The sequence below is a fragment of the Janthinobacterium sp. SUN100 genome, from assembly GCF_030397705.1.
Taxonomy (GTDB): domain Bacteria; phylum Pseudomonadota; class Gammaproteobacteria; order Burkholderiales; family Burkholderiaceae_D; genus Janthinobacterium; species Janthinobacterium kumbetense.
This window is the reverse complement of sequence record NZ_JAPUBU010000002.1, coordinates 754,546-768,336: the sequence shown is the minus strand read 5'-3', so window position 1 is coordinate 768,336 and position 13,791 is coordinate 754,546. Positions and strand designations below refer to the sequence as shown.

The window sequence follows — 13,791 nt, the reverse complement described above, 5'->3', positions numbered from 1 at the left end:
ATTCTCCGGGGTGAAGTTAGATAGATTTTTCATGACGGTAAAAATGGTGGATTACTGCATTAATCCCATAGCTGCACGATGTCCGCGGCCACCTGACCCGTGCTGGGTGCCGGCTCAGGCAGGGTGACGACCAGCCCGGCCGGTAGCACGGCGCCGTGGCGCGCCAGTGCGGGATTCATTTCCAGGGTGTGCTCGACGTATCCCGCGCCGTCGCCCAGGTAGCGCCACACCAGGGCGTCCACCGTGTCGTGCTGCTGCGTGCGTACCTGCATCAGATCAATTCCACGGTCAGGTGCGTGCGGCCGACGATATCGGCAATCGCCCATTGCGCATTGCGCCGCTGCGCGCCGGGTGCCTCGTCCAGACACTCCATGCTTTTCTTGTCGCTCACGGACGTGGCCGTGCTGTCGTAATCGCGGTAGCGCTCGATCAGATCGGCTTTCGCCGTGCTGTAGACGGCGCGCCGGTACTGCGCCAGCAGGCGGGATTCGCGGTTGATGCGCGTGGCAGGCACGTCCATAAGGGTGGCGATACCGGCAGCGGCCTGCTGGCCTTGCCAGTCGGCCAGCTCGCGGTTGACGTGCAGGATGGCATCGACCACGGCTTGCACCAGGCGCGCGTCGGTGACGGTGCCGTCCAGGCGCATGGCGTCCCGCATGTCCACCAAAGCCATATCGGGAAACCAGCCGTCGTTCTCGATGATGCCGGCGGCCGGCGCTGGCGGTGCCGGGGCGGCGCCAGGCTGGGTTGACGGGGGCAGGGCCATGAAGGACATACGGGGCGCTTTCAAAAATGGGCGGTGGACGGGGTTCATCAGGTCAAAGGGTTGGCCAGAATCCCCCCGTGCCGCCGTGCTGCGGGGGATGCTCTTTACGTGGAACCGGCCGCGCGCTTGATGCGCCGCTCCAGCCGTTCCATATCTTTCTTGACGCCGCACGACTCGGACAGGGCGCGGGCGCGTTTCAGCTGGCCCATGGCCGCTTCCGCCTGCGCAACCAGCGCCGGGGCGATGTCGGTGTCGTCGGCCTGATCGAGCACGGCGATCATGGCCAGGCCGATGGCCTTGTGCAGCTTGGCGCGCGCCTGGTCGGGCGCGTCGCTGGCGGCCGTCAACTGTTCGACGGTGCCAAGCACCTGGGCCGCGTGCTGCGGGTCGCTGGCCAGCTTGCCGTGCAGGTAGCCTTCGGCAAATTCGTCCAGCATCAGGGTGGCGATGTCGCGGCTGTAGGTCTCTGGCAGCGTGAACTTGTGTTCCAGGGCGTAGGCGGCCATGACCAGGGCGCGCTCGTACTCGCCCGTGTCGATGTGCCATACCAGCAGGGTGGCGAACACGTCATCCTGGGCGCCCTTGCCGCCGGCCAGCACGCCGTCGATCCATTGCGCATAGTCGGGCAGCAAGGTGGCCTTGACTTCGATCTTGCGTTCGACCGACTGGATGGATTTCAGGCGGCGCCGGTCATCGGCCAGCTTGTAGAGCATCATTTCGTAAGCCGTGCCGGTGGTGACGCCTTGCGGCGCGGCGGCGCCGGCCGTGCGCTCGGCCAGCATGCGCGCGCGGTGGCGCAGGGCGGGGGACTGGTTGGCCATCACTTGTCTTTCAGCTCGATGTTTTCCACCAGTGCGGCCAGGCCCAGGTCTTCGATCACGTAGGCGTCGTTGGACGATTCGTAATTCTCGATGCGGTCGCGCTTGGGCACGTCCTCGACGCGACGGCGGCGCGCGCCTTCCTGGAAATAGATCGACAGATTGTCGAAACGCGTGATGAGAATGGCGTTGTCGGGGAAGAACGGCACGCGCGCGGCCGGCAAGCCGCCGATGCGTTTCTGGCTGATGATGATGTCGGCCGCCAGGGTTTCCGTGGGCGCCTGCTTGGTGTTGACCATTGGAAAATACTTGTCGTTCAACAGCTTGCGGCCGACGATGGCCACCAGATTGGTGTCTTCCTGATACCACGGGTCCAGCAGGTTGACGGCATCGGTGACGGCTGCGTCCAGATTGGCATAGTCCGCATCGACCACGTCGCCGATGATGACCTTACCCGGCATGCCGCTGGCCACCAGACCCAGCACGCGCTCGGGCGCCAGCTCGCGCAGGTGCTGCAGCCAGCCTTTATTGACGTCCTGTAGCAGCGGATTGGCGTCCAGATCGGTGTCGGCCATGGCTTTTACGCCATTGAAGCCGATGACGATGCGGTCGAGCGCCTGGCGGGTGAGGATGGCATTGGCCACGCGCGACTGGAAGTCGGGGAATTTGGCCCAGGCGTCCAGCTTGGCATAGTTCAAATGCGTGTCGAAGTTGGTTTGCTCGCAGCGGTATTTGGTGCCGTCCAGGGTGGACAGGTCGCGCGTCTTGCGTTCCTTGTCCTTGGTATTGGTGCGGCCGGCAATCGGGCCGGAGACGCCCAGGCCCAGCTTTTCGCCTTCCTGCTCGGTCACGCCGATGATGTTCACTTTCGACAGAAACTCGCTCGATTCCTGCATCTTCGTTTCCAGCTTCTGCTGCACGCTGGGCGTGACGCTGAAGGTCTTGGCCACGTTGTCCGTGTCGTTCAGTTGGCCCAGGCGGGTTTCATACTGGCCAAAGACCTGGCGTGTTTGCTTTTTCATAAATCAGTGCTCCGTTGTTGAATGGGGTATTGGTGGATGGCGCGCGCTTAAAACTCGGTCTGCACGGCGCCGTCGTTGCCGGTGGCGGCCGGGCGGCGCGGGCCGTTGCCGGGCGCCTCGTCCATCTGCGCCTTGAAGGTGGCCAGCTCGTCCTGCGTCGCTTTCTGCGCCTTTTCCGTGGCATCGAGGCGCTTGAGGGCATCGGCATAGTTGTCGTTGGCGGTGACGACGTGGCCGGCCAGCTCCTGTACGGCTTCGCTGATGTCGGCGAACTGCGCGGCGTCGGCGCCGGATTTGTTCGAAAAGCGCGACAGCAGGTTTTTCACGGCGTCCGCCAGCTTGATGCCCTGCGGCTCGTCAAATTCCAGCGTGACCTCGACGGCGGAGGTAAACAGGTTGGTGCTTTGCTGCTTGCGGCTGGCGGAGAATTGCAGCGCCTCGGTTCCCAGGCTGGCCGGGCTGTCGGTGACGCCCAGGCCGACCAGATAGGGCTGCGCCGAGTCGGCAAAGTCGGGCTGGATTTCCAGGCTGGTGTAGAGCTTTTGTTTCGCCTTGTTGATGGCGATCAGCTCCGGCGTGGGTTCGATCTGCGCGAACAGGGCCAGTTTCTTGCCGCTGTCGGTGTCGACTTCCTCGGCTTTCACCGCGATCACGTCGCCGTAGGCCTTGAACTGGCTGTCGGGCAGGATGCCGCGAATGTGTTCGAGCCAGATGCGCGCGCCGTAGGTCTTCGGGTTGTAGGTGGCGGCGATCTGTTCGATGGTGGCGCGGTCGATGTTGCGGCCGTCCGTGGTGGCGCCTTCGGTGGCGACGCGGAAAAATTTCGATTTGGACATGGTGAGCGTTCTCGGTTGATCGGATAACGCCATGGTCAACGTCTTGGCGCTGCGATTCAATGCGGTGCGGGTTGCTATGGGCCATAGCGACTTTTGCCTTTCCCCGCTCCGCGCGCGCGCGGCCTACGCTGGCGGCATGCTGACAATCGAGAAAACAACCGAACAAACCGTCGATGGAATCATCGGCGAACTGGCCGTGCCCGAATCCGAGCCGCGCCGTGCCGCGCGCGCCCTGTACTGGAAGGGCTGGCGCATTTCGTCCATCGCCCGCCACCTGGGCATCAAGCGCAGCACCATCAATAGCTGGAAAGAGCGCGACGAGTGGGACAAGGCGCAGGCCATCGAGCATGTCGAAGCCTCGGCAGAGCTGCGCCTGGTGAAACTGATCGAAAAAGAGGTCAAGAGCGGCAGTGATTACAAGGAAATCGATCTGCTGGCGCGCACCATCGTGCAGATGGCGCGCGTGCGCCGCTATGAGCAACCGGGCGGCAACGAGGTCGATCTCAATCCCAAGCTGGCGAACCGCAATGCCGGCCCGAAGAAGAAGCCGACGCGCAACGACTTCAGCGAAGAGCAGAAAATCCAGCTGCTCGACGCCTTCCAGGACTCGCTTTTCGACTATCAAAAGGTCTGGTACCGCAACGGCGACCAGCGCACGCGCGCCATCCTTAAGTCGCGCCAGATCGGCGCCACCTGGTACTTTGCCCGTGAGGCGCTGGCCGACGCCATGGCGACGGGCCGCAACCAGATTTTCCTGTCCGCGTCGAAGTCGCAAGCCCACGTCTTCAAGCAATACATCGTGCAATTCGCGCGCGAGGCGGCCGGCATCGAATTGACGGGTGACCCCATCGTGCTGCCGAACGGTGCGCACCTGTATTTCCTGGGCACCAACGCGCGCACGGCGCAGGGCTACCACGGCAATTTCTACTTCGATGAATTCTTCTGGACGCAGAATTTCCAGGAACTCAACAAGGTGGCCTCGGGCATGGCCATCCACAAGAAGTGGCGCAAGACCTACTTTTCCACGCCATCCTCGACCACGCACCAGGCCTATCCGTTCTGGACGGGCGAGCTGTTCAACAAGCGCCGCGCCAAGGCCGACCAGGTGAGTATCGATGTGAGCCATGGCCGCTTGTCGTCTGGCTACACGGGCGAGGACAAGATCTGGCGCCAGATCGTCACCATCCTGGACGCCGAGCGCGGCGGCTGCAACCTGTTCGACATCGACGAGCTGCGCAACTTCGAATACAGCCCGGACCAGTTCGATAACCTGCTGATGTGCAATTTTATTGACGACTCGGCCTCGGTCTTCCCGCTGGCCGAGCTGCAGCGCTGCATGGTCGATTCCTGGGTCGAGTGGGACGACTACAAGCCGTTGCTGGGCCTGCGCCCATTCGGCAACCGGCCCGTGTGGATCGGCTACGACCCGGCCTTGAACGGCGACAGCGCCGGCTGCGTGGTGCTGGCGCCGCCCATGACGGCCGGCGGCAAGTTCCGCATCCTGGAGCGCCACCAGTGGCGCGGGCAAAGCTTCGAGGATCACGCCGACGCCATCCGCCAGATGACCCAGCGCTACAACGTTGAATACATCGGCATCGACACGACCGGCATGGGCATCGGCGTGCTGCCGATTGTGCGGGGCTTCTTCCCCGCTGTGACGGCCCTGAATTACTCGCCGGAAGTCAAAACCCGCATGGTCTTGAAGGCCAAAAACATCATCAGCAAGGGCCGGCTGGAGTTTGACGCCGGCTGGACGGACATCGCGCAATCGTTCATGGCCATCCACAAGACCCTCACCCCCAGCGGGCGGCACGTGACCTATGTCGCCGGCCGCAGCGACGAAACCGGCCACGCCGACCTGGCGTGGGCCTGCATGCACGCCCTCGATCACGAACCGTTCGAAGGCACCACCGATAACCACCACTCTTTCATGGAGATTTATTCTTGAGAAAAGCACGACACTTGCGCGCGCGCGGCCAGCAGGCCCAGGGCGCGCCATCACCAGCGGCCACGGCGCCGGCCGCCGCCGGAATCGAGGCGTTTTCCTTTGGCGACCCGACGCCCGTGCTCGAGCACGCCGACATTCTCGATTGCTTCGAATGCTGGAAGAACGGCCAATGGTATGAGCCGCCCATCAACCTGGCCGGCCTGGCCAAGTCATTCAATGCCGGCGTGCATCACTCAAGCGCCATTCACTTCAAGGCCAACGTGCTGGCGTCCACCCTGGTGCCCAGCAAGTATTTGTCGCGCGATGCATTTAAACGCCTGGCGCTCGACTTCCTCACCTTCGGCAACTGCTACCTGGAAGACAGGCCCAGCCGCAGCGGGCGTCCGTTGAGCTATGCGCATGCGCTGGCCAAGTACATGCGGCGCGGCGTCGATTGGGACACGTATTTCTTTGTCACCAATCACAGCACGGCGCACCAGTTCGACAAGGGCCGCGTCTTTCACTTGATGGAACCGGACGTGAACCAGGAGCTGTACGGCGTGCCGCAGTACCTGAGTGCCTTGCAATCGGCCTGGCTCAACGAGGCGGCAACCTTGTTCCGTCGCAAGTATTACAAGAACGGCTCGCATGCCGGTTTCGTTTTCTACATGACGGACGCCGCGGCGAACACGCAGGACGTGGACAACCTGCGGCAGGCCATGCGCGACAGCAAGGGGCCGGGCAACTTCCGCAACCTGTTCATGTACGCGCCGAACGGCAAGAAGGACGGTATCCAGATTTTGCCGGTGTCGGACGTGGCCGCCAAGGATGAGTTTTTCAATATCAAGAGCGTCACGCGCGACGATCAACTGGCCGCGCACCGCGTGCCGCCCCAGCTCATGGGCATCCTGCCGAACAATGCAGGCGGCTTCGGCGCCGTTGAACCGGCCGCGCGCGTCTTCGCGCGCAATGAGCTGGTGCCGCTGCAGTCGCAGTTCATGGCGATTAACGAATGGGCCGGCGTGGAAGTGGTGAAGTTCGCCCCGTATGAGCTGGCCAAGGCGGAGGGCACGGCATGAGTGACCACGTCGACAACACGGACAAGATCATCTTCGCCGAGGTGGCGCGCGGCTTGGCCGCCGTGCGCCGCCGCCCTGGCCTTGTGGCGGACGGCTGCTGTCACTACTGCGACGAGGCGCTGGCGCCAGAGCTGTTGTTCTGCGATGCCGATTGCCGCGACGACTACGACAAGGAGCAGGCGGCCAAGGCGCGCGCCGGCCGCGCAGGATGACCACCACGCCACGATAGCTGGCGCGGCGGGGCCGCGACAGCCCAGCCGCGCCAGCGCACCCCAGCCACCGCACAAGCCGCCCACGAGGCGGCTTTTTCACGTCCAGCTGAATGATGTTGCACCAGAAGCAAGAAAAAAGCCCATTTCGGCCCGGCGCGCGCAGTTGTCCCCCCTCCACACCTGCCCGCTAGTTAGGGGTCTTTTGACTCAAATTTGCGCCATGGCCGAAGGCGCATGAGCACTGGCGCGGCGGGGCGAAGAGGGGGCATGCGATTTGACGCATTTTGACGCACTTTGAGCTGTTTCTGTTGATCCTGGCGTGACAACGAGGGAGCTTATCTATTCGCGCTCTATGGCGTCGTTTGGTGCTGGTGCCGCGGAGAAATTTGAGTTGCTATCGCTATGCGGGGCTTGGTCTACGGTTTCCGCTTTCAGCTAGATAAGGTATTTGCCGGAGCTTTGTTACTGCGCAAACGATCGATTACTAACCGTCGCATCATGCTGTGCCGAAATTGGTTTGCAGAAAAATAATTTTTTAGGTTCGCGTTTTTGATGCTACGATGACTTGTTGTGAAATTTCATAACGATAATCATAATTTGGAGGCTGCAATGGCAGTTCTAAGAGACATTACTATTTTGAATAAGTTTGACATTGCAGTTACTTTAGCTGTGTCCCAGAATAATTTTAATTGTTGTGATTGTCCCACCCCTGGGCAAAATGTCGGTTATATAGAGAAAGGGGCTAGTGTAGATCTCAAATATTGCCGTAAGGACGGTCACGGCTGCGACGGGAAACAGGGGATATTTGAATTGCTAATCAACTCGACTATGTCAGTTACTCTCACCTTTGACTCAAATGGTGTTATGGCTCTGCCGACTTCAATCGGCTGCAACGCTGGCTTGTCATCGGCGAATATTTTGATAATAGCTTCTTAATTATTTGTGACTATTAAGACCCCACGTTCCTTCATGATGACCTCCATGCCGCGATAACCATCAGGGCAAGGCAGCGATAGCCCAGCCGCGCCCCAGCCACCTCAGAGGCCGCCTACGAGGCGGCTTTTTCACATCCCGACGAATGTTGTTGCACCAGAAGCAAGAAAAAAGCCCGTTTTGGCCCCGGCGCGCGCAGTTGCCCCCCTCCACACCTTCCCGCTAGTTCGGGTTCCTTTGACTCAAATTTGCGCCATGGCCCACGGCGCATGAGGACTGACGCGGCGGGGCGAAGAGGGGGCGAGCGTTTTGACGCATTTTTTTGTCATATTGATTTTTTTGCGCGGAATGCCCTCACGGTTGTGGTTGGATTGCCCTGTAACTCAATTTTTACAAAAATGTGGACTGTTCGACATCCATTCGAGATTGTGAGGTGGTAGTGTTGTTTTTAACTTTTTTACATCTTATTTGTTACGATGTGTGAGTATTTGGAGCGCTATTTGGCGCACAATCTTTTCCACATGTAAATGGGAGTTATTCCATGGCCGATTCAAATAGCTTGCCGGCGCGGATGATGGGTTCGGGCTTCAAGCGCTTTTCCTTGTTGCCGCTGGCGATCACATTTGTTGTCGTGGTTTGTATGTCACTTCTTGCAATTCAGGTCTGGATGGCATGGCGTGCAAGAGACGTGCAGCTAAGCGAAGCCGCCCGGGAAAGTGCTAATCTGGCGCAGTCGGTAGCCCAGCATGCCTATGACACGATCAAAGAAACTGATACCGCATTGATTGGATTGGTAGAGCGAATAGAAAAGGATGGCATCTCTGACCTTGAGCTGAACCGTATTCATGAGCTGCTGGCTATGCGCGTGGCGGAGTTGCCCCAGTTGCATGGGATATTTGTTTATGCCAAAGATGGAAGCTGGCTGGTCAATTCTCAGAAAGTGTTGCTGAAGAATTTGAACAATGCTGATCGAGAGTATTTTAAGCATCATCAAAGTAATGCCGAACGTGGCCCTCATATCGGTCCACCTGTACGCAGCAAGTCGACTGGCGATTGGATTATTACTGTATCGCGGCGCATTAATCTTCCTGATGGCAGTTTCGGTGGAGTCGCCCTTGCTACAATTGATATGAAATATTTTAAAGAATTCTATGACAAATTTTCAATAGGCGAGCGAGGCGCGATTTTTATCGCAAATGGAGAAGGCATACTTTTGCTGAGAAGACCATTTGACGAGAAAATGCTTGGTAAGGATATATCCCAGTTTCCATTGTTTAAGGATTATCTTTCCAAGGGGCCGGTAGGTACGGCATCAATAAAGTCAAAATTGGACGGTGTTACACGTATTAATAGCTATAGAAGGGTAGAGGAATATCCTTTGGTTGTCTCCGCAGCATTGTCTCAAGATGAAGTATTAGGAAGTTGGCGCAGCGATGTTTACCTCCAATTTATGGTTGGTGGAATATTGGTTTTACTTATATCATCCCTTGGCTATCGTATGGCTAGGCAAATAAATATTCGATCACAAACTGAGCAGAAGTTAATGTTGGCTGGCGTCGAGTTGGAATTAATTAATGAAACTTTATCTCGACTTGCTAATCAGGATGGACTGACAGGACTAGCGAATCGGCGTCATTTTGACGGGTCGTTAATGGGAGAGTTTAATCGAGCGCAGCGTGGGGAAAGCTCGCTTGGATTAATTATGATCGATGTTGATTTCTTTAAAAAGTACAATGATATTTACGGTCATGTGGCTGGCGATGAGTGTTTAAGGAAAATTGGTAAAGTGCTGGCCTATAGTATGCGCCGGCCAGGGGATCTTGCGGCCCGCTATGGCGGTGAGGAGATGGTCGTGTTACTGCCCGGAACTGATCTCGCCGGCACATTGGCCGTTGCCGAGAGTATTCGTGGTGCTGTTCAATCGATGGAAATTTCACATACTGGAAATCCGCTTGGGGTTGTTACGGTCAGTATTGGTGTGGAGGCATTTTCTCCGATTCATTTAGAAAATGAGCCTATTGAACTGGTCGAGGCCGCCGATAAAGCATTATACAAAGCAAAAGAAGCAGGGAGAAATCAGGTTTGTTATGCGTTTTCTTGCCGGAGGAGCGCGACAAGTGAGAGTCTTTCGGCCTTTAGTCGATAGCTTTACTTTTTGACTTTGATAGAAGTGCGGGAGTCCACATTGATCATGATGGACGACATCAATTTTTACACCGGTGTTGGGTTGCTCAGAAGTAATGGTTTTTGGCTGTGTCCTCTACCAGTGCACCCAGGATGCTTGTAAGTACGCCGCTCTGTATCAGCTCCTTAGCATAGGCTGAAGCCTCGACTCTTATAGCCTGAATTGATTTTAGCGCGCCTGGCGTTTCGATAAACCCTGTTGGGGCACGGACGACGCCGTCGTCACCTCGCTTAGAAACCCAAATTCGACCTCGATAGCGCCCATCCACCAGGAGGACGGTCGTGATGAGGAAGGCATAGTCATTGGGGTGATACTTATTGTTGAAGTGCATAGCGCTGACTCCATCTCTTAAAGTCAGTCTCTCACGGAGATGTTGATCTTGGTTCAGTTTTGACAAGGATTTGACTTAAATCAACAAGATGCCATTTCAAATGGCAACATGGAGTGTTGTTGAGCAGTATCCATGTATAGGAGTATGTTAAGACTTTTTTGTACAGATATTTTCGTGTAGGTAGTTTGGTAGGTACCGGTGTTGTGCGGCACGTAGAAGCTGCATAAAGCCTAGTTATTCGCATTACACCGCTTCCGCCAGGAAATAAAGAAACCGCCTTCGGGCGGTTTTTATTGCCTGGCGAAAGCGAGCAGGACGCTTTAGCGCCCTGTGTGTGAGATTCGATGGGCTGTGTCTACCTGCCCAGCCCGCCCCGAATCCCCCCTGTTTTTGTGACCCTAATGCACGCTCTTCATCAACACCAGCACGAGGAACACGCAAAACACGATGTTGGCCACTACCAGCAGCATGCAAGTGCGCCACAGCGCGCCCCATTTGCCCAGGTTGTAGGTGCCGCGTAGCTGCAGAAACATGTGCAGGGGCGGCGCCAGGCACACCAGCAATCCGATCAGCCAGCCCTGGTTGAGTATCGATAGCGGTATCAGCACGGTCAACAGCAAGGACATGAAGCACAGCGAGTACAGCACGAACACCGCATGCTCGTACATGGTCACGCCAGGCTTCCAGAAAAACATCAGCCACATGAAGGGCAGCGAGATCGGGATCAGCAGGAACGAGAACTTGTAGATCGTGTTCTTGAGCTTGTAAAACGCCAACTCGGGATTCTCTGCGGCGTGATGAAAGGTTTTTTCCAACTCCGGAAACGTGGCGTCGGGATTGGGCGGGCTGGACGCGATCCTGGAGACAGTCTTGTCGAACCAACCGGGCTCTCTCAGCTCAATTGCCTCCTCACTGTTCACTTTTTCGGGCGATGCGACGTACAGCAGGCGTTGCTCGGCTTCGTGTTGCAGCTTGCGCGAAACGGCCAGCGCCTTTTCGACACCAGCGACCCCGGTATTGGCCTTGCGGGCCTCCTCCAGCGCCTGCTCATTGCGCTCGACCCGGAGCTTGGCGGACGCGGCGTGGTTGGTCAGCGAGGCGATATTGGCGTCGCGGCTGAGAAGCTGGCCGCTGCCGAACGAGGTGACGAAGAAGGTCAGGAAGACCATGAACAGGAACAGCGCCAGCGGGGATACATAGTTCTTGCGCTGGCCGTCGATGTAGCGGCGCGTCAGGCGGCCCGGAAAGGCCACCAGCAGCGGGAGCGTCTTCCAAGCCTTGGCGTCGAAGTGCAGGATGCCGTGCACGACTTCTTCGGCCAGGTGCAGCAGTGAATGGTGGATGTGGGCCGGCTGGCCGCAGGCCTGGCAAAACGCGCCGCCTAGCGGCGCCTGGCAGTTGGCGCAGTTCGCCAAGGGCGCGGCACTGGCCGGCTGCGGCGTTTGATCGCCCGCGATCTCGCTGGCCGTCACATCTGCCATCGTCAGGGCGCCGGCCGCTTTCTGGTCACTCATCGTGCATCTCCCACCAGGAAAATGGCTGATTGTGCAACAAGGCGACTGTATGTTCAAGTAAATACTGGCAAAAACGGCAATCCGTTCGACCAGCCCGGTGCGTGCTAAAAAAACGACGTTTTTCTTCCGCTTGTCCGCCGAAAATGCAGTTCGTCGCAAGCCGCTGGTTCTTTGCCGTCATCCTCTTTATCTTCCTTACTGAGCTGGCGCGAACGGTCGCGCTGCCGAGCCACTTTCAACGGGATCTCCATATGTCGAAACTTTACTCGCGTCGCCTCGCCTCACCGCTGCTGCTGGCACTGCTTTTGGTGCTGCAAGCTCCCGCCAGCCATGCTGACTCCGCCTCCACTACCGCTCCTGCAAGCGTCACTGGGGCCAGCGAAGAAGAGGCGCTGGCCGCACGTATCGACAGCGAGATCGCGCCCCTGTTCAAGGCAAACGAGCCTGGCGCCACCGTCATTGTCACGCAGGCCGGCCTTACCGTGTTTCGCAAGGCGTATGGCATGGCCGATGTGACCAAGGGCCTGCCCATGACCCCGGACACCGTGATGCGCATCGCCTCTATCAGCAAACAGTTCACCGCCACCGGCATCCTGATGCTGGCGGATGAAGGCAAGCTGGCTTTGGACGACGACATCCGGAAGTTCCTGCCCGACTACCCCAGCGGAGGCAAGCGCATTACGATCGAGCATCTGCTGACGCATACCTCGGGCATCGCAAACTTTACCAACAAGCCGACCTTTGAGGCGGGAATGAATACGGATCAGACGGTGAGTCAGATGATAGACAGCTTCAAGAACGATGCGCTCCAGTTCGAGCCAGGCACGCGCTATTCGTACAGTAATTCGGGTTACTTCTTGCTGGGTGCAATTATCGAGAAGGTCTCAGGCCTGTCGTATGCCAAATTCGTCGAGCAGCGCATTTTCGTGCCGCTCGGTATGCACGACAGCGCTTACGAAGGCCATGAGCGTGGCAGTGCGATGCGCGCCAAGGGCTATACGCGCAGCAGTGCCGGCTCCGGCTTCGAACCAGGCAAGGCGGTCAGCATGACGCTGCCGTATGCGGCCGGAGCGCTCGTGTCCACGGTGGACGACCTGGCGCGCTGGGATGCCGCCGTCAGCGCCGGCACACTGCTTAAGCCTTCCAGCCAGCAGAAAGCGTTTACCGCCCATGTCCTGGCCGACGGCAAAAGTGTTCCCTATGGCTACGGATGGAGCGTGCGCAAGATGCGCGGCATGCCAATGCAGTCACATGGCGGCGGCATTCCCGGCTTTTCCACCTATGCTTTGCGTCTGCCCGAGAAACAGCTGTATGTGGCGGTGCTGACCAATGCTGACAGGGGCCTCCCGGGGGCCGAAATGATTGCGGTGAAGGCGGCGACTATCGCAGTTGGCAATGGTTTCCCTGAGTAATTCGGGGGGATGCACACGTGCCGCCGACCGGCGCTGCAGAGGCAGGCGGTCACCCGGTGTCAGCGATCCTTCTGCCACCGCCGCCTGCAACGCCTCCGCAAGCTGCAAAAAACGTGGCCCATTATTCCCGGCCAGGCGCGGCATGCAGATGGTCAGGTTTCAATCTTGTATGGTTTGCAACTGGGACATTTTGTCTCAATGTATGGATATTGTTTTAAAGTAGTATGTGTCAGAACCTGCAGCAACACCATCCTTGCATGGCCGTCGCTGACGTTTTCACCTCGCTCATCCGCATTCGGCAAATCACGGCGCTCGGTGCTCTTGATATTTCATAGCTGGCTATAATGAAAGAGTCACGCAGGATGCCCTGGGGGATGGTTTGAACCGTAGTTGCGGAAGCAGCGTTTTGGGGAAGTGCTCCTCACGATAGACAGTATCAAGTAATAAAACCTGGAAATACTCAAAATGATGGATTGGACCCCTATAGTCTTCGTTACGTTCAAGGCTCTCGTGCTTTGCACGGGCATGTTCTTCGCCATCAAGTGGCATTACGATCAAGGGAAGAAGGGGAAAGAGCAAGAGGCGCGCGCGGTGCTGCGCGCGGGCGGCAAGGTGGCCGCACTCTTCGTGCTAACGCTCCTGGGCTTGGGGCTCGTCACCTTCTTCGTCGTCAAGATGGTCGGTCTGGAGATGATCTGGCCCTGATGGCCAAGAGTAGTCTGCCGATATCCGGTGATGCGGCAGCAATTCCCCGCT

The 13,791-nt window shown here is 58.1% G+C and carries 12 protein-coding genes; 6 read left to right on the top strand and 6 right to left on the bottom strand.

Annotated elements, in window-relative coordinates; translation table 11 throughout:
• Positions 1–59: 59 nt before the first annotated feature.
• The 5 genes from O0881_RS15715 to O0881_RS15695 all read right to left on the bottom strand — a co-directional run bounded on the left by O0881_RS15715 (position 60) and on the right by O0881_RS15695 (position 3,442).
• Positions 60–272, bottom strand: a complete 213-nt coding sequence (locus O0881_RS15715) for a tail protein X (RefSeq protein ID WP_289912086.1) — start codon at positions 270–272, stop codon at positions 60–62.
• Positions 272–775, bottom strand: coding sequence for a head completion/stabilization protein (locus tag O0881_RS15710; protein WP_289912084.1), 504 nt, complete (start codon positions 773–775; stop codon positions 272–274). Before O0881_RS15710 ends, O0881_RS15715 begins: the two co-directional genes overlap by 1 nt.
• 95 nt (positions 776–870) lie before the next feature.
• A complete protein-coding gene (gpM, locus tag O0881_RS15705; protein ID WP_289912082.1) occupies positions 871–1,587 on the bottom strand; it encodes a phage terminase small subunit in 717 nt (238 codons plus the stop codon).
• Complete coding sequence (locus O0881_RS15700) at positions 1,587–2,606, bottom strand: phage major capsid protein, P2 family (protein ID WP_289912081.1); 1,020 nt, start codon at positions 2,604–2,606, stop codon at positions 1,587–1,589. Before O0881_RS15700 ends, gpM begins: the two co-directional genes overlap by 1 nt.
• A gap of 47 nt (positions 2,607–2,653) precedes the next feature.
• Positions 2,654–3,442, bottom strand: coding sequence for a GPO family capsid scaffolding protein (locus O0881_RS15695; RefSeq protein ID WP_289912078.1), 789 nt, complete (start codon positions 3,440–3,442; stop codon positions 2,654–2,656).
• A gap of 136 nt (positions 3,443–3,578) precedes the next feature.
• On the opposite strand from O0881_RS15695, the gene O0881_RS15690 reads away from it, so the two are divergent.
• The 4 genes from O0881_RS15690 (at position 3,579) to O0881_RS15675 (ending at position 9,739) form a co-directional block, all read left to right on the top strand.
• Positions 3,579–5,390: a terminase ATPase subunit family protein gene (locus O0881_RS15690; protein ID WP_289912077.1), complete on the top strand. Its 1,812-nt coding sequence runs from the start codon at positions 3,579–3,581 to the stop codon at positions 5,388–5,390.
• Positions 5,387–6,448, top strand: a complete 1,062-nt coding sequence (locus tag O0881_RS15685; RefSeq protein WP_289912075.1) for a phage portal protein — start codon at positions 5,387–5,389, stop codon at positions 6,446–6,448. The genes O0881_RS15690 and O0881_RS15685 overlap by 4 nt, the downstream gene beginning before the upstream one ends.
• Positions 6,445–6,660, top strand: coding sequence for a hypothetical protein (locus tag O0881_RS15680; protein WP_289912073.1), 216 nt, complete (start codon positions 6,445–6,447; stop codon positions 6,658–6,660). Before O0881_RS15685 ends, O0881_RS15680 begins: the two co-directional genes overlap by 4 nt.
• 1,474 nt (positions 6,661–8,134) lie before the next feature.
• Complete coding sequence (locus O0881_RS15675; RefSeq protein ID WP_289912071.1) at positions 8,135–9,739, top strand: sensor domain-containing diguanylate cyclase; 1,605 nt, start codon at positions 8,135–8,137, stop codon at positions 9,737–9,739.
• 768 nt (positions 9,740–10,507) lie between these two features.
• Here the strand turns inward: O0881_RS15675 and O0881_RS15670 are convergent.
• Positions 10,508–11,623, bottom strand: a complete 1,116-nt coding sequence (locus tag O0881_RS15670; RefSeq protein ID WP_289912069.1) for a DUF3667 domain-containing protein — start codon at positions 11,621–11,623, stop codon at positions 10,508–10,510.
• 143 nt (positions 11,624–11,766) lie between these two features.
• Here O0881_RS15670 and O0881_RS15665 point away from each other — a divergent pair, with 143 nt between their 5' ends.
• Together O0881_RS15665 and O0881_RS15660 are read left to right on the top strand one after the other, a co-directional pair.
• A complete protein-coding gene (locus tag O0881_RS15665) occupies positions 11,767–13,035 on the top strand; it encodes a serine hydrolase domain-containing protein (protein ID WP_289912068.1) in 1,269 nt (422 codons plus the stop codon).
• Between the two features lie 465 nt (positions 13,036–13,500).
• Positions 13,501–13,740, top strand: a complete 240-nt coding sequence (locus O0881_RS15660) for a hypothetical protein (protein WP_077401383.1) — start codon at positions 13,501–13,503, stop codon at positions 13,738–13,740.
• Positions 13,741–13,791: the final 51 nt, after the last annotated feature.